The organism is Enterococcus sp. C46, assembly GCF_040887565.1.
Taxonomy (GTDB): Bacteria; Bacillota; Bacilli; order Lactobacillales; family Enterococcaceae; genus Enterococcus_B; species Enterococcus_B lactis.
Genome location: NZ_JBFOGA010000011.1, coordinates 1 through 16,428 on the forward strand (window position 1 = coordinate 1; position 16,428 = coordinate 16,428).

Genomic DNA, 16,428 nt, shown 5'->3' on the forward strand with positions numbered 1-16,428 from the left:
ATGCTATGATACATTTATTCAATAGGATTAGTTTCTACAAAAAACGAAAGGAGAAAATAGAGATGGAACGGTTTATAGCATCAAATGCTACAGTGATTGGTGACGTGACATTGTCAGAAGATGTGACGATCTGGTATCAAGCAGTTTTACGCGGGGACAGTAATTGGATAAAAGTAGGACAAAGAACGAATATCCAAGATGGTACAATCGTCCATGTCGATCATGATGCACCTGTGGATATTGCGGAGAATGTGACGGTAGGACATCAGTGCATGCTACATGGCTGTACAATCGAAAAAGGGGCGCTGATCGGGATGGGAACCACGATATTGAATCATGCGGTTATTGGTGAGAATAGTTTGATTGGTGCTGGATCATTAGTAACAGAAGGAAAAGTTATTCCTCCTAATGTCTTGGCGTTTGGTCGCCCAGCTAAAGTGATCCGACCTTTAACAAAAGAAGAAATCCAAAAAAACAAAGAAAACATCCAGCATTATGTCGAAATAGGTCGGATGCATGCGCAAGGAAAATTCAAGGAGCAAAGATAGGCAGTAGCATCCATAAAAATCAAAAAAGGATGGTCAGTTTGAGCTGGCCATCCTTTTTTATGTGGTTTAGATAAGAAGGCTTAAAAAGCTTCCTTTGAAAAAGATTAATTTAATGAAGAACTGTTTTCCATGACTTCATCAATCAATCCATATGCTTTTGCTTGTTCAGCTGTCATATAGTTGTCACGGTCTGTATCTTTTTCAATCACTTCAAGCGGTTGGCCAGTGCGTTCAGCTAAAATTTTGTTTAAGCGTTCGCGTGTTTGTAAAATATGACGTGCCGCAATTTCGATTTCGGTTGCTTGACCTTGAGCGCCGCCAAGAGGTTGATGGATCATAATCTCAGCATTTGGTAAAGCAAATCGTTTCCCTTTTGTACCAGCTGTCAGCAAGAAGCTTCCCATTGAAGCAGCCATACCCATAACGATTGTTTGGACATCAGCTTTGACAAAGTTCATTGTATCGTAGATAGCCATACCTGCTGTAACTGAACCACCAGGAGAATTGATATAAAGATAGATATCTTTTTCAGAATCTTGAGCATCTAAGAAAAGCAATTGGGCGATGATCGAATTAGCAAGATCATCAGTTACTTGGCCGCTTAACATGATGATACGGTCTTTCAATAAACGTGAGTAGATATCATAAGCTCTTTCGCCTCGTGATGATTGTTCAATGACTGTAGGAATTAAATTCATAATAGAGTTCCTCCTTGGTTTCGTTTAGAAATAGTGTACCATAATTTAGTTTCTAATACCTAAAAAGTAGTATACATTTTTGGTCAAAAAAGGTCAAATAAAAAACTTAGGCAAATTAGTCGCATAAACCTGCTTTATGGTATGATAAGCAGAGAAGCAAAACAAGGAGGAACAACAGATTGATAGTTGGTATTACCGGTCTTATCGGCGTGTTGACGGGTGCTGTAGTTGTCTATATCGGCATGATACTGCAAATGCGTCACTTGGAAAATAAAGAACAGCGTAGACGTGAATTGGAATTGAAAGTCAAAGAAATCGAGACGCTGAACCAATTAAATAAAAAGATCAACGAGATCTTGCAAAAACGGACGACGCTGATGGAAGAATATGTCAGCTTTGATGCATTCGATGATTGTTATATCACGATTGACGATTTTGCATATCTCCAATCATTTTCAGCGCAGAATAGTTTTTATCTGCCAAATTATATTTTAGACGAGCTGTTTAAGAACATCTCCCATCGAAAAGTGATTTTATCTCCAGATGAAACAATGAAGATTGGTGGATATGCTTATAAAGGCGGACGCGTGATTTTAGAGAATTTTACGGATAGTTTGACTGAAATGATCAATGAAAAAAAAGCACAGTTGAAGACTATGACGCGCCAGCCGATTGGTTTCTTCTCGAAAGATGATGTTTGGAGCTGATATTTTGAAGTATTGCCGTTGCACATGAGAGCGTGGCAATGCTTTCTTTTTTTCTTAATGATACAATAGAATTGAACGGAGTGAAGAAAGATGTTACAAATCTATGCTCATCGCGGAAGCAGCGGTACCCACCCAGAAAATACGCTTCCTGCATTTGCAGAAGCTGTACGAGTGGGTGCAGATGGTATCGAACTAGATGTTCATCTAAGCAAAGATGGTTATTTGATCGTTATGCATGATGAAGAAGTGGATCGGACGACTAACGGTAAAGGGCTGATTCGAGAAAAAACATTGGAAGAACTCAAAAAATTGAATGCAGGAGGCAAATTCAGCAAAGAATTTCCAGCAGCTAAAGTCCCTGAATTGAAAGAAGTTTTAGGACTGCTTCTCCAAAAAAATTACCGAGGGATGCTAATGATCGAAATTAAAACTGATCAGTATGAATATCCCGGTATCGAAGAAAAATTAGCCGAAACATTAAAAAGCAGAGATTGGCCTTTTCAACATGCATATTGCAGCTTTCATTTGGCTTCTTTGGAAAAAATCGCGTTATTGGAACCAGAGATACAGCTGGACTTATTGATGAGTACTTCTGATAAAAAGATCCAACTAGCAGCAGAAACCCCTTATATAGAAGGAGTACATCCAAAAAATACTTGGTTGTTCGAACATCCTGTCCAGGCAGCTGATTTTCCAAAAGCAATTCGTGCATGGACGATCAATGATGAAGAAGAAATGGCCAAATGTCAAGAACTCAAAATAGATGGAATAATAACTGATTTTCCGGAGAAAGCTCTTCGGTGGAAACAATCAACGAAAAGTAGGTAAAATATGGAAAAAGTATTAGTGATCGTCGGTCCGACAGCAGTCGGTAAAACAGCGCTAAGTGTGGAACTCGCACAACTATTTAGAGGAGAGATCATCAGCGGTGATTCATTGCAAATCTATAAAAATCTGGATATCGGTACAGCAAAAATCAAAGAAGAAGAGATGAATGATGTTCCGCATCATTTGATTGATGTGATCGAACCTACTCAACATTACTCAGCCGCTGATTTTCAGCGTTCAGGTCGACAATTGATTACTGAGATTGCGAACCGAGAGCATCTACCTATCATAGCTGGTGGCACGGGTCTGTATATCCAATCTCTTCTATACGATTACCAGTTAGGGGCGACAGAAGAAGCGAATCCTGAGATTAGAAAAAAGTATGAAACGTTAGCCGAGACAATTGGTTCCCAAGCGTTATGGAATCAGTTGAAAGAAAAAGATCCGGCAGCTGCTGAGAAAATCCACTGGAACAATCAACGCAAAGTGATAAGAGCTCTGGAAGTTTTGGAGACGACAGGGCATAGTATCACGGCACCTAAAGAAGAGCCAAAGCGATTATATGATTACCTCATGATTGGGTTAGATACGAAGCGTGATATCCTGTATGATCGAATCAATCACAGAGTCGATTTGATGCTAGCAGAAGGCTTGGTAGCAGAAGCACGTAAGGTATATGAGCTTGGAGAAGTCCAAGCCAGTCAAGGGATTGGATATAAAGAATTTTTTCCTTATTTTGAAGGGAAAGAAACATTGGAAGAAGCAACAGAACAAGTCAAACTACATTCGAGAAGATACGCGAAACGTCAGTTAACGTGGTTTCGGAACCGTTTGGATGCACAGTGGTTTGATCTTATAAGTGAGCCAAATCAAAAAAGTCAGATTGAGCAAACAATCAAAAAATGGCTGGAGGCGGAATAAAATGGAAGAAAAAGTAATCATCGTAGGGGTAGAAACCGAAGCAAACCAGCGTTACTTTTCAGAGTCAATGGAAGAGCTAGTTCAGCTGACGAACACCGCATCAGGAGAAGTCGTATTCACAATTACACAGAAGAGACCACAAGTAGATCGGCAAACGATTATCGGGAAAGGGAAATTACAAGAATTAGTTCAAAAAGCAGATGCGCATGAAGCAGATTTGATCATCTTTAATCATGAACTGACTCCGAGACAGAGTCAACTGATTACGGATGCTGTTGGCCTTCCGGTGATTGATCGAGTACAGCTGATCCTAGATATTTTTGCGATGCGTGCTCGTTCGAAAGAAGGAAAGCTGCAAGTTGAACTTGCTCAGTTAGAATATCTTCTGCCTCGTTTAGTGGGGCAAGGGAAAACATTGTCTCGTCTTGGTGGTGGGATTGGAACAAGAGGACCAGGTGAAACAAAGTTAGAAACAGACCGCCGACATATACGGAATAAAATTTTTGCTGTTAAGAAAGAATTGAAAGAAGTAGAAGCCCATCGAGAGCGCAATCGTCAAAAAAGAAAAAACAGTGAGATTTTTCAGATTGGTCTTATAGGCTACACGAATGCTGGAAAATCAACCATCTTGAATTTATTGACACAAGCGGATACTTATTCAAAAGATCAGTTGTTTGCAACGTTAGATCCATTGACTAAAAGATGGCGTTTTGCTGAAGGATTTGAGATTACAGTAACAGATACCGTCGGGTTCATCCAAGATCTGCCTACGCAACTGATCGATGCTTTCCATTCTACGCTAGAAGAAAGTCAGAATATGGATCTTTTGTTGCATGTAGTCGATGCCAGTTCTCCAGATCGCATTTTACAGGAGCAGACTGTACTAAAATTGATGGATGAATTGAATATGAAAGAAATGCCGATACTGACTGTTTACAATAAGGCAGACCAGATTGATCCAGCGATGTTTACGCCCACATTATTCCCTAATGTCTTGATTTCTGCTCAAACGAAAGAAGGGAAGACGGCATTGATCGAAGCAATCAAGCGTCAACTGATGGAACTGATGACACCTTATACACTGTCTGTGCCAAGCAATGAAGGACAGAAATTAAGTGAGTTGAGAAGACAAACGATGGTTTTGGACGAAGCCTACATGGAAGAATCAAACGAGTATGAAGTGAGAGGCTTTGCAAAAAATGATTCAAAATGGTTGAGAAAAAGCAAATAAAATTTTGTTTTTTTACAATAAAAATCACTGAGAAAGAATAGCATAGTACAATGAAAGTAAAAGGTATCTGGTACGAAAATCAACTAGATACCTTTTTTTGCGTTCATGTTTTTTGTTATTTTATAAAAAAATAGAGGTCTCATGTTAGAAAACCTAACATATGCAGTTGACAATATTTTTTTTAATTGGTACACTTTAGCCAACTTATAAAACGAAAGGGGACGTCTGATGGGAGAAAAGGAATTGCGCCGATCTATGTCCGTATTTCCAATTGGTACAGTTATGAAGCTGACTGATTTATCTGCTCGGCAAATTCGCTACTATGAAGAACAAGATTTAGTTCATCCGGAACGAAGTGAAGGAAATCGCCGCATGTATTCGTTGAATGATATCGATATGCTGCTTGAGATCAAAGATTATCTTTCAGACGGGTTAAACATGGCTGGGATCAAACGTGTATACGAAATGGCACAGGCGAAAAAACAAGAAGCAAAAAGCAAGAAGCCGTTGACAGATCATGACGTTCGACAAATTTTTCGTGATGAGATTTTGGCGCAAGGTGGGTTAAGCAAAACAGGTCATTATCAGTCGCAAGGATTGCAAAGACAATTCTTTGACTGAATAAATTAAAAAAGGAAGAGGGATACCATGGTAAAGAAACAGATAACAGGTGAAGAGATCAAACGAATCATTGAGGAAGAAAATGTACGATTTTTACGATTGATGTTCACAGACATCTTAGGTACGATTAAAAATGTAGAAGTTCCAGTGAGCCAGATCGACAAAGTGTTAGAAAACAAAATGATGTTTGACGGTTCTTCGATTGAAGGATTTGTTCGAATTGAAGAAAGCGATATGTATTTGTATCCAGATCTCTCCACTTGGATGATCTTCCCATGGGAAAGTGCTCATGGAAAAGTTGCTCGTTTAATTTGTGATATCTATAATCCAGATGGGACACCATTTGCCGGTGATCCTCGTGGGAATTTGAAACGAGCATTGAAAGACATGCGCGACCTTGGTTTTACCTCTTTCAATTTAGGACCTGAACCAGAATTTTTCTTATTTAAATTAGACGAAGACGGTGGGATCACAACGACCTTGAATGATAAAGGTGGTTATTTTGATTTTGCACCAACAGATTTAGGTGAAAATTGCCGCCGTGACATCGTGTTGGAATTAGAAAGCTTAGGCTTTGAAGTAGAAGCTTCACATCATGAAGTAGCGCCAGGACAGCATGAAATTGACTTTAAATATGCGGATGTAGTAGATGCTTGTGATAATATCCAAACCTTCAAGCTCGTTGTCAAAACGATTGCACGCAAGCACGGACTTCACGCAACTTTCATGCCGAAACCGTTATTTGGAATCAATGGTTCTGGTATGCATTGCAATATGTCTTTATTCAATGATGAAGGAAATGTCTTCTATGATAAAGACGGTGAATTGGAACTAAGTGAAACAGCGTATCATTTCTTAGGCGGTTTGCTGAAACATGCTCGTGCCTATACAGCCGTTTGCAATCCAACAGTCAATTCTTATAAACGTCTCGTTCCAGGTTATGAAGCGCCTGTTTATGTCGCATGGAGCGGTCGTAATCGTTCGCCATTAGTACGTGTACCAGAATCTCGCGGTTTGTCCACACGTCTGGAATTGCGTTCAGTTGATCCATCTGCAAACCCATACTTGGCAATGGCAGTATTATTGCAAGCAGGACTAGACGGTATCCGTAATCAGATCACACCGCCAGCCGCTGTTGACCGTAACATTTATGTCATGGATGAGGAAGAAAGAGAAGCTGCACATATCCAAGACTTACCTTCAACTATCCATAATGCTATCAAGGAATTACGTAAGGATAATGTAATGATTGATGCATTAGGACAACATATCTTCTCAAATTTTGTTGAAGCAAAACGTCTCGAATGGGCGGCATTCAGACAAACTGTTTCCGAGTGGGAAAGAGAACAATATCTAGAACTTTATTAAAAGAGGAATGCCGTGAATTAGAGGTTGTGAAATCAGCGGTTTGACCTGAGTATTAGAGAAACAAACGGCAAAATAGTTCCTCATATTTTGCCGTTTTTTGAGCTAATACCGAGGGTCAGCTGATTTAGTGGAGAGGTTGTGAAAAAGCTGCCCTGCATCAAGTAATAAGAACAGCCAAGCAAAAACAGCTACTTATGTTTTTGACTTGGTTGGACTTATTACCGCAGATGCAAGTCTTTGAACACCGTTTATCAAGAGGTTGTGAAAAAGACGTTTAGTTTCGAGTATTAAGAAAAATTTTGTGAAAATGGTTCCTCAAATTTTTGCATAAATTTGGCTTAATACCGAGAAACTGGCTTTTGAACACCGTTTATTTAGAAATAAAGGGGGCACGACGTTTGTCGCACCTCCTTATTTTTTATCTATTGTTTCACTTAAAATTTTTCAGTAAAGATTTCCTGATTTGCTTAAGTTTAACGTTAGCTATGTTTATCTAAAGCCTATTATGTGGGTTGAATTTTTTTGCACTCATAAAGGACTTAAGAAATAATTTCTCAAAGGATATCGAAAAAGAAAAAATTGTAAGCGGATAGTCTTCATTTGAGTACTTGACTTTCCCTCAGTCAGCTTGTATTATACACCTTGGGCACCCTTTTAAAGGGTCAGAAGTTTACAGAAATTTCGGCTCCCTATTCTTATTAAAGAATAGGGAGCTTTGTTTATTTTCTGAGACTTTTCCTGCACATAAATTAAAAAGGAGTTTTTGAACTTATGACAAAATATATTTTTGTGACCGGCGGTGTCGTTTCATCAATCGGAAAAGGGATTGTTGCAGCTTCTTTAGGACGCTTATTGAAAAACCGCGGCTTAAAAGTAACTATCCAAAAATTTGATCCATACATCAATGTGGATCCAGGGACGATGAGCCCATATCAGCACGGAGAAGTATTCGTAACAGATGATGGTGCTGAAACAGATTTGGATCTGGGCCACTACGAACGTTTTATTGACATCAATTTGAACAAATACTCCAACGTGACGACAGGAAAAATCTATTCTGAAGTTTTGCGTAAAGAACGTAAGGGCGAATACTTGGGAGCAACAGTTCAAGTTATTCCTCATATTACAAATGAGATCAAAGAAAAAATCATGCGAGCAGCTAAAATGACTGATTCAGATGTGATCATTACAGAAGTAGGAGGAACGGTAGGAGATATAGAATCTTTGCCATTCCTTGAAGCACTTCGTCAAATGAAAGCAGATGTCGGTACAGATAATGTTATGTATATCCATACAACATTGATCCCTTACTTGAAAGCTGCTGGAGAAATGAAAACTAAACCAACGCAGCACAGTGTAAAAGAGCTACGTGGTTTAGGTATCCAACCGAATATTTTGGTGGTACGTACAGAGCAACCTGTTTCTCAAAGCGTGAAAAACAAATTGGCACAATTTTGTGATGTCGAGCCAGAAGCAGTCATCGAGTCGCCAGATGTAGATACACTTTACTCCATCCCGTTAGTTTTACAAGCACAAGGAATGGATCAAATCGTTTGCGACCATTTGAAACTAGATACACCAGAAGCAGACATGACAGAATGGAAAGAATTAGAAGAACGTGTCTTGAACTTGAAGAAAAAAGTACGGATTGCACTTGTCGGTAAATACGTCGAGTTACCAGATGCATATATCTCAGTAGTTGAAGCATTGAAACATTCTGGTTTCGCCTATAACTCAGACATCGAGATCGATTGGATCAAAGCACAAGAATTAACGAGAGAAAATGTAGAAGAACGTTTGAAAGATGCAGATGGAATCTTAGTTCCTGGCGGTTTCGGCGATCGCGGAGTAGAAGGGAAAATCGAAGCAATTCGTTATGCTCGCGAAAATGACGTTCCATTTTTAGGGATTTGTCTTGGTATGCAGATGGCTTGTGTCGAATTTGCACGTAACGTCGTTGGGTTGGAAGATGCGGCATCAGCTGAAACGAATCCAGATACAGCAAACAACATTATTGATTTAATGGCTGATCAGGAAAACATCGAGAATTTGGGTGGAACTTTACGCCTTGGATTATACCCATGTAAAATCAAAAAAGGAACGAAGACGGCTGAAGCATATGATGGAGCTGATGTTGTGCAAGAACGTCACCGTCACCGCTATGAGTTCAACAACAAATATCGTCAAATGTTTGAAGAACAAGGACTAGTCTTTTCAGGTGTCTCACCAGACAACCGTTTAGTAGAAATCGTAGAACTGCCAGAGAAGAAATTCTTTGTGGGATGCCAATTCCACCCAGAATTGATTTCTCGTCCAAATCGTCCGCAAAAATTAATCAAAGCATTTGTCGGAGCATCATTAGCAGATCATGAAACAAAATAATTTTTTAGCTTGATAGAAAGAGAAAAGTATCAAGAGAAGGGGATAAGCAATTTTCTTGTTACTTTTCTCTTTTTCTGATTTGTTATTATTTATAGGAAAAAAGATAGGAAGTAAAAGACTTTTTTTGAGTAAAGAGCGATTAAGCATTTTATTTTTTGCAAAAAACTTCTTGAAAATTTTCATTTTCATTGATTTTAGTAGAAAACTACCGAAATGTTTGGTAAAATAGGGTCGTTGGTTAAGAATTGTCTTAACAAATTTAGTTTTACAAAACTTAGGAGGAATTTTATTATGCCAGTAGTATCAGGAGCTGAATTTTTAAAAGCTGCTCGTAAAGGTGGTTACGCTGTCGGCGGGTTCAACACAAACAACTTGGAATGGACTCAAGCAATTCTTGAAGCGGCTGAAGCAAAACAAGCACCAGTACTTATCCAAACATCAATGGGTGCAGCTAAATACATGGGTGGTTACAAAATCTGTAAAGATTTGATCACTGATTTAGTTGAAGCAATGAACATCACTGTTCCAGTTGCTATCCACTTAGACCATGGTGACTACGAAGCTGCTTTGGAATGTATCGAACTAGGCTATACTTCAGTAATGTTCGATGGTTCACATCTACCATTCGAAGAAAACTTGAAATTAGCTAAAGACGTTGTTGAAAAAGCACACGCAAAAGGTATCTCAGTTGAATGTGAAGTTGGTTCAATCGGCGGAGAAGAAGACGGAATCATTGGTAACGGCGAATTAGCTGACATCGAAGAATGCAAACAAATGGTTGCTACAGGTATCGACTACTTAGCTTGCGGTATCGGTAACATCCACGGTCAATATCCAGAAAACTGGAAAGGATTAGCATTTGACCACTTACAAGCAATTGCTGATGCTGTAGGTCCAGACATGCCTTTAGTATTACATGGCGGATCAGGTATTCCTCAAGATCAAATCGAAAAAGCTATCTCAATGGGTATCTCAAAAGTAAATGTTAACACTGAATTCCAGTTATCATTTGCTGCAGCTACTCGTAAATATATCGAAGCTGGTAAAGATAAAGAAGGTAAAGGATTCGACCCTCGTAAATTATTAGCTCCAGGTAAAGCAGCAATCGTTGAAGATGCGAAAGCTCATATCGACTGGTTTGGTTCAGCTAACAAAGCGTAAGCATCCACATAACAGATACGATGTATAGGAATGGAGAACGACTTTTGAAGTCGTTCTCCATTCTTTTTTACTTAAAACGGCAGACCATGCTCGTTTCTTTTTTTTATCTATGATAAAATACAAGCATATCCATGAAAAAAGATTAATAAACAAGGTGGAAACAGATGAAAAAAATCGTAATCAAAGGAAACCGACCTTTAGCTGGCGAAGTAACGATCAGCGGTGCAAAAAATAGTGCAGTCGCATTGATTCCAGCTGCAATCTTAGCTGATTCCCCAGTGATCTTGGAAGGTGTGCCGGACATACAAGATGTTCATTCATTAATTGAAATTTTAGAGATTATGGGCGCAACGGTCCATTTTTCCAACAACATACTAGAAATTGACCCTCGAGAAATCGTATCGGTTCCGATGCCGCACGGAAAAATCAATAGTTTGCGTGCGTCTTATTATTTTATGGGAACACTGCTTGGTAAATTTGGGGAAGCGGTGGTAGGCCTGCCAGGAGGCTGTTATTTAGGTCCTAGACCGATTGATCTACACGTCAAAGGATTTGAAGCTCTAGGTGCTGAAGTGACAAATGAACATGGTGCCATGTATTTACGGACAGAAAATGAAGGGTTGCATGGCAATCGGATTTTTATGGACGTGGTTTCAGTCGGAGCTACAATCAATGTGATGTTAGCTGCTGTAAAAGCAAAGGGACAGACAGTAATTGAAAACGCTGCACGAGAACCGGAAATCATCGATGTGGCAACTTTACTGAATAATATGGGGGCAAAAGTTCGAGGAGCGGGTACAGATGTGATCCGTATCGAAGGAGTCGAAGCATTACATGGCTGTCGTCATTTCATGATTCCTGACCGTATCGAAGCAGGAACCTATCTGGCATTAGCAGCTGCAGCAGGAAAAGGTATCAAAGTGAAAAATGTGATTTTTGAACATTTGGAAAGTTTTATAGCAAAATTGCAGGAAATTGGCGTCCATATGAAAATCAGCGAAGATGAAATCGAAGTTTACCCCTCAAAAGAATTAAAAGCCGCAAATATCATGACCTATCCTTATCCAGGATTTGCCACAGATTTGCAGCAACCACTCACTGCGTTGCTATTGATGACCGCAGGCACTTCAGAAATCATCGATACGATCTATGCGAAACGGGTGAATCACGTGCCTGAATTAGCTCGAATGGGCGCTGATATTACCGTGGAAGGAAATATGATCATCGTGAATGGTCCAAATAAACTTCACGGAACAGAAGTCGTGGCTTCCGATCTTCGGGCAGGTGCTTGTTTAGTGATTGCCGGACTATTAGCAGAAGGAACAACGACGATTTATAACGTAGATTATATCTTACGCGGTTATGATCATATTATCGAGAAACTAACAGCCTTAGGGGCATCAATCGAAATGATAGAGGAAGTGGGAGCTGAATGAGCGATTATTTGACAATGGCAGAACTAGAGAACAAAACGTTAAAAGAAGTTTATAGTTATGCCAAAGAATTTAAAATTCCTTATTACAGTAAGATGAACAAAAAGGAATTATCTCTAGCTGTGATTCGTGCACAAGCTGAGAAACAAGGATTTTATTATATGGAAGGGATATTAGATATCGTTGGTCAAGATGGTTACGGTTTTTTACGGCCAATTAATTATGGACCAAGTGCAGAAGATATCTATATTTCTGCCTCACAAATCAGACGATTCAGTTTGAGAAATGGGGACAAAGTGGCAGGAAAAGCCCGTCCGCCTAAAGAATCGGAACGTTATTATGGTTTGATGCACGTGGAAAGCGTTAATGGAAAAGATCCGGAAGAAGCAAAAGAACGTCCGCATTTTCCAGCCTTAACACCTCTTTATCCGCAAAGACAGCTTCAACTGGAAACAACACCGCAAAGACTATCTACCCGAATGATCGATATCTTCTCTCCAATCGGTTTTGGTCAGCGTGGATTGATCGTCGCACCACCAAAAGCAGGGAAAACTTCTGTATTAAAAGAAATCGCAAATGGTATCACCGAAAACTATCCGGAAGTAGAATTGATCGTTCTGCTGATTGATGAACGTCCGGAAGAAGTAACGGATTTAGAACGAAGCGTGAAAGGCGACGTGGTATCTTCTACATTTGATCTGCAGCCGCAAAACCATACTCGAGTTTCTGAATTAGTATTGGAACGTGCAATGCGTTTAGTCGAAGATAAACGAGATGTCGTTATCTTGATGGATAGTATTACTAGACTTGCTCGGGCCTATAACTTAGTCGTTCCACCAAGCGGACGTACATTGAGTGGCGGGATTGACCCAGCCGCATTGTATAAACCTAAGAAATTTTTCGGGGCGGCAAGAAACATCGAAGAAGGTGGCAGTTTGACGATTTTAGCGACCGCTTTAGTCGATACAGGAAGCCGCATGGATGACGTGATCTATGAAGAATTCAAAGGAACTGGAAATCTAGAATTACAACTTTCACGCGAGTTATCCGAACGTCGGATCTTCCCAGCCATCGATATCAAAAAATCAGGTACCCGAAAAGAAGAATTATTGATGCCAAGTGAAGAACTAGAAGAAATTTGGAAACTTCGAAAAAATATGACTGGAGATTCATTAGAATATACGGAACAACTGATCCGCTTTTTGCGTAAAACAAAAAACAATCAGCAATTTTTCAAAGAATTTCAAGATGTCTCCTTTGGTAAAAAAAATCCGACCAGAAATCTGAAAAGATAATTGCAACCTTGACTGAAACATGTTAAGATGTTAATGTTGTAAATCGACAAATCAACTCTGGTTCAGCAAATGGAGCAGGGCAAAGGAGCGAAAAAATCATGAAAGAAAACATCCATCCAGATTACCACCCAGTAGTATTCATGGATTCAACAACTGGTTTCAAATTCTTGTCAGGTTCAACAAAAACTTCACAAGAAACAGTTGAATGGGAAGACGGTAATACATACCCAGTCATCCGTGTCGAAGTAACTTCTGACTCACATCCATTCTACACTGGACGTCAAAAATTCACACAAGCAGACGGACGTGTGGACCGTTTCAACAAAAAATACGGTCTCAAAGACGCAAACGCTGCGGAATAATAAAAACGCTGATAATTCAACGTTTAGCAGACTATCCGATAGGGATAGTCTGTTTTTTTTCGTTTTTGACCATAATGAATAGATGGATATCGTTACTCAAAAATGGGTGGGATACAGTAAATTTTTTCGAATTTTATTAAATCAAATTTAAATTCATTGATTAAACTATCCATCTCTAATAATTCTAGTCCTTGTAAAATTTTCATTATTCGTTTTCGTCCTTTGATGCTATCTCCTTCTATATGACAGATTAATGCCTTATAAAATTGAATGGATATCTGAGTATCTTTTGCAAACAATAATCTATGATGAGTAGCTTCAAATTTTTGTAAGTATTGTTTAGAAAAGTGAATATTTTTGCGTTCTAACATTAAAAGAAAAGCATTATTATAAAGACTGGATAATATCGGATGAAATATTTCAAAATCGTTGTATTTTTCAATTTTGCGTTCGATTTCTGTAAGCCTTTGGGAAATATAGTTTGTATCAAAAAGAAATAGTAATGAGCTAAAACTGATCATTTCAAATCTTCCCCACTCATTTACTTTTTCTAAATAATTGGCAAAGTGATCCAAGTGTTTTTTATCATTTTTATTCAGCTTACGTTTTTCTATGGGCAGAGTATACCAATCAAAAGTTTTTATGATTAAATAGTTGCGAATATCAACAATGTCTCGTGTAGTATTTGCTTTTTTTCGAATGATTTCTAAAGTATACTTCCGTGATCCTCTATTCTCTCTAGTAGCTTTAATAAAATCTTTTATCTTTTTATTTTTCTTTCGTATGCTATCAAATTCTAGATATAAGACAAATTCATCCATGGTTATATTCAATTTATCAAGAAATTCCAATAAAATAACAAAAGGTATGCTATTTTTTCCAGTTTCATATCTAGATAATGTATTTCTTGTTGTTATATTGTGAGCTAATTTTTTTTGAGAGATACCTCTTTCTACACGCAATTTCTTAAGCAATTCCCCGCTATCCATATCACCGCTCCGTTCTTTTATAATTGTTATGCGCAAATTAATCACAAAATGAAAATAATACGTATTTTTAATCATAATAACATAGTAGATAAAATAAAAACACGGGAGGTGTGTATTTAATATTGAAAATCGGGGATAGGTTGTTATTTGGGTGGTGGATAGATTGTCGATCGATTATTTATCCCAGTTCTAAATGTTTCTGCAAGCAAAGTAGTTAATTCTAAGACAACAAATGAAAAAATGATTTCAGATTTTACGGATGAAAAATTAGATATATTCACGAAGTTGTTTGATATTACGGAAACTACAAAGTTAGTAAGTACAATAGTAACTAATGATATGAAGTCAAGATTTCAAATGAATTACGCAATAGAAATATGATTATTCATGTACCAAAAAGCTCGTTGGATTTAACAAACGCAAAAGTTCTACAAGTTACAGAAAATTCAAAGGATTTTTATACGATCACAGTGCCCATAGTAGGCGATGACTATAATTTATTTAGTAATTTGACGGTTACTTACAGTCAGAATGGAGAAAATGAAGGATATCAAGAAACTATTATTAGTCGAGGGTTGAACAATAAAATTCAAATTGAATCTTATGTAAACGGTAAATTGATGAAATCTGATTTACTTAATGAAGAGTTTTTATCTAACGAGCAAATTAAGAAGGACATGCAAAATGTATAAAAGCAAGGAGTTTTGTTACCTCAGAGTAGAGGTGTTGCTGCTAAAATTGCTTGTATTGTTGTTGTTCTTGGTATTAGTAAATACGTTGCGACTATCATTGCAGGAGCTTGTGTTGGTTCGTGCCCAGCTATACCAGTTATTTATGCTGCTTGTATTGGAGGTTTCGTAGCTTTAGGCACTGGGACGATGAGTTCTGTAGTGGCTTGTTTTAAACTTTGATTGGATTGATGAGATGTGAAAAAGTCGATTAAAACTAGCAGAATAATTATATCGTTTCTATGTCTCTTTGTAGTAGCATTCTCGTTGATTTTTTTTCAAACGGGCAGATTTGGTATGAATAATATTCTACCTGAGATAAAGACAGAAGTGTTAAAATCAAAGCTTGAAGGTTCTGATACTCTCTTATTATATGTAGGTAGACCGACTTGTATTCAATGCCAAGAAATCGAACCTACCCTTCGGAACATATTAAAAAGTATAGAAATAAAAGCCAGCTACTATAGAACTGATATAGCTCGAAACGAAGATGAAAAGAGCTTAGAGGAAGTAGCTGAAAAGCTTGATTTAACTGTAGTACCCTCATTATTAATCATTTCTAAAGGTGTTTTAGTTGATAGATTAGATGGTGTTTACACTGAAAAAGCTATTTCTGAATTTTTAGAAAATAATAAAACTATTTTTGAGGAGGATGCATAGTTGTTTATCCCTATATATAGCATGATACTTCTAGGCTTATTTTTAGTATTTTGTCTTTACGCTCTGAAAATACTTCAAAAAAATAATGATGATACGCGACGTCAAATAGCACAATTAAGAAAAGATATTGAGTTGATCTTGGAAAAAATTAGGGAAAATAATTAAAATGGTGGATTTACGTTACTTAGAGAATTATTCTAAGCAAGTGCTTTTGTTAGCGGTTTCGTTTGCCTATGGATGCTTTGTCAGTCCTAGCGAATTAAAATTAAGTAATTTCAATTTTCGTACATTGACAAATGAGTGCGAGAACAAATTTATTTTTAGCTTATCTACGGATAGTCAAACTATTGATAGGTTATCCAAAGCATATGGACAAAAGTATCTAAACTTGGATTTTCTTGAAAATCAAGGGAAAACTTCATGGTGTGCAGCATACGCTACTACAGCTATTATCCGTTATCAAACCAAGAAAAGTTTTCCTACTGCACGATAGATG

General features: G+C 38.0%; 18 protein-coding genes and 1 pseudogene. 16 read left to right on the plus strand and 3 right to left on the minus strand.

The window, feature by feature from the left end; genetic code table 11:
- Window positions 1–62 precede the first annotated feature (62 nt).
- Window positions 63–548 carry a gamma carbonic anhydrase family protein gene (locus AB3I27_RS12460; RefSeq protein WP_002310223.1) on the plus strand — a complete coding sequence of 162 codons (486 nt, stop codon included), beginning with the start codon at window positions 63–65 and terminating at the stop codon, window positions 546–548.
- A 104-nt stretch (window positions 549–652) separates the two neighbouring features.
- Here AB3I27_RS12460 and clpP read toward each other — a convergent pair whose 3' ends face one another.
- Window positions 653–1,246, minus strand: coding sequence for an ATP-dependent Clp endopeptidase proteolytic subunit ClpP (gene clpP, locus AB3I27_RS12465; RefSeq protein ID WP_002289402.1), 594 nt, complete (start codon window positions 1,244–1,246; stop codon window positions 653–655).
- A 179-nt stretch (window positions 1,247–1,425) separates the two neighbouring features.
- On the opposite strand from clpP, the gene AB3I27_RS12470 reads away from it, so the two are divergent.
- The 8 genes and pseudogenes from AB3I27_RS12470 to AB3I27_RS12505 all read left to right on the plus strand — a co-directional run bounded on the left by AB3I27_RS12470 (window position 1,426) and on the right by AB3I27_RS12505 (window position 9,304).
- Window positions 1,426–1,953: a hypothetical protein gene (locus AB3I27_RS12470; protein ID WP_002289403.1), complete on the plus strand. Its 528-nt coding sequence runs from the start codon at window positions 1,426–1,428 to the stop codon at window positions 1,951–1,953.
- 90 nt (window positions 1,954–2,043) lie between these two features.
- On the plus strand, window positions 2,044–2,781 hold the full coding sequence (locus AB3I27_RS12475) for a glycerophosphodiester phosphodiesterase (RefSeq protein WP_002290344.1): 738 nt from the start codon (window positions 2,044–2,046) through the stop codon (window positions 2,779–2,781).
- A 3-nt stretch (window positions 2,782–2,784) separates the two neighbouring features.
- On the plus strand, window positions 2,785–3,702 hold the full coding sequence (gene miaA / locus AB3I27_RS12480; protein ID WP_002310224.1) for a tRNA (adenosine(37)-N6)-dimethylallyltransferase MiaA: 918 nt from the start codon (window positions 2,785–2,787) through the stop codon (window positions 3,700–3,702).
- 1 nt (window position 3,703) lies between these two features.
- Window positions 3,704–4,933: a GTPase HflX gene (gene hflX, locus AB3I27_RS12485; RefSeq protein WP_002310225.1), complete on the plus strand. Its 1,230-nt coding sequence runs from the start codon at window positions 3,704–3,706 to the stop codon at window positions 4,931–4,933.
- Window positions 4,934–5,161: 228 nt separating this feature from the next.
- Entirely contained in the window at window positions 5,162–5,554 is a 393-nt protein-coding gene (locus AB3I27_RS12490; RefSeq protein WP_002290339.1) for a MerR family transcriptional regulator, read from the plus strand.
- 27 nt (window positions 5,555–5,581) lie between these two features.
- Window positions 5,582–6,922, plus strand: coding sequence for a type I glutamate--ammonia ligase (gene glnA / locus AB3I27_RS12495; protein ID WP_002287001.1), 1,341 nt, complete (start codon window positions 5,582–5,584; stop codon window positions 6,920–6,922).
- A gap of 407 nt (window positions 6,923–7,329) precedes the next feature.
- Window positions 7,330–7,515 (plus strand): annotated as a pseudogene (locus AB3I27_RS12500) (hypothetical protein); the annotation flags it as partial.
- A 178-nt stretch (window positions 7,516–7,693) separates the two neighbouring features.
- Window positions 7,694–9,304, plus strand: coding sequence for a CTP synthase (locus AB3I27_RS12505; RefSeq protein WP_002310226.1), 1,611 nt, complete (start codon window positions 7,694–7,696; stop codon window positions 9,302–9,304).
- Here AB3I27_RS12505 and AB3I27_RS12510 read toward each other — a convergent pair.
- Window positions 9,281–9,493: a hypothetical protein gene (locus tag AB3I27_RS12510; protein WP_083325476.1), complete on the minus strand. Its 213-nt coding sequence runs from the start codon at window positions 9,491–9,493 to the stop codon at window positions 9,281–9,283. The genes AB3I27_RS12505 and AB3I27_RS12510 overlap by 24 nt on opposite strands.
- Window positions 9,494–9,595: 102 nt before the next feature.
- Here AB3I27_RS12510 and AB3I27_RS12515 point away from each other — a divergent pair, with 102 nt between their 5' ends.
- The 4 genes from AB3I27_RS12515 to AB3I27_RS12530 all read left to right on the plus strand — a co-directional run bounded on the left by AB3I27_RS12515 (window position 9,596) and on the right by AB3I27_RS12530 (window position 13,555).
- Window positions 9,596–10,465 (plus strand): class II fructose-bisphosphate aldolase, encoded by an 870-nt coding sequence (locus AB3I27_RS12515; RefSeq protein WP_002290335.1) that lies wholly within the window; start codon window positions 9,596–9,598, stop codon window positions 10,463–10,465.
- 164 nt (window positions 10,466–10,629) lie between these two features.
- Entirely contained in the window at window positions 10,630–11,901 is a 1,272-nt protein-coding gene (locus tag AB3I27_RS12520) for a UDP-N-acetylglucosamine 1-carboxyvinyltransferase (protein ID WP_002290334.1), read from the plus strand.
- Window positions 11,898–13,193, plus strand: coding sequence for a transcription termination factor Rho (rho, locus tag AB3I27_RS12525; protein ID WP_002290332.1), 1,296 nt, complete (start codon window positions 11,898–11,900; stop codon window positions 13,191–13,193). The genes AB3I27_RS12520 and rho overlap by 4 nt, the downstream gene beginning before the upstream one ends.
- Window positions 13,194–13,291: 98 nt before the next feature.
- Window positions 13,292–13,555, plus strand: a complete 264-nt coding sequence (locus AB3I27_RS12530) for a type B 50S ribosomal protein L31 (protein ID WP_002290330.1) — start codon at window positions 13,292–13,294, stop codon at window positions 13,553–13,555.
- Between the two features lie 92 nt (window positions 13,556–13,647).
- Here the strand turns inward: AB3I27_RS12530 and AB3I27_RS12535 are convergent, their stop codons facing one another.
- Window positions 13,648–14,544 carry a helix-turn-helix domain-containing protein gene (locus AB3I27_RS12535; RefSeq protein ID WP_148411550.1) on the minus strand — a complete coding sequence of 299 codons (897 nt, stop codon included), beginning with the start codon at window positions 14,542–14,544 and terminating at the stop codon, window positions 13,648–13,650.
- Window positions 14,545–14,921: 377 nt separating this feature from the next.
- Between AB3I27_RS12535 and AB3I27_RS12540 the strand changes: the two genes are divergently transcribed.
- From AB3I27_RS12540 to AB3I27_RS12550, 3 genes are all read left to right on the plus strand, one after another.
- Window positions 14,922–15,236: a hypothetical protein gene (locus AB3I27_RS12540; protein WP_024636481.1), complete on the plus strand. Its 315-nt coding sequence runs from the start codon at window positions 14,922–14,924 to the stop codon at window positions 15,234–15,236.
- A gap of 333 nt (window positions 15,237–15,569) precedes the next feature.
- Entirely contained in the window at window positions 15,570–15,932 is a 363-nt protein-coding gene (locus AB3I27_RS12545; RefSeq protein WP_070872583.1) for a thioredoxin family protein, read from the plus strand.
- Between the two features lie 166 nt (window positions 15,933–16,098).
- Window positions 16,099–16,425, plus strand: coding sequence for a hypothetical protein (locus AB3I27_RS12550; RefSeq protein ID WP_070872579.1), 327 nt, complete (start codon window positions 16,099–16,101; stop codon window positions 16,423–16,425).
- Window positions 16,426–16,428: the final 3 nt, after the last annotated feature.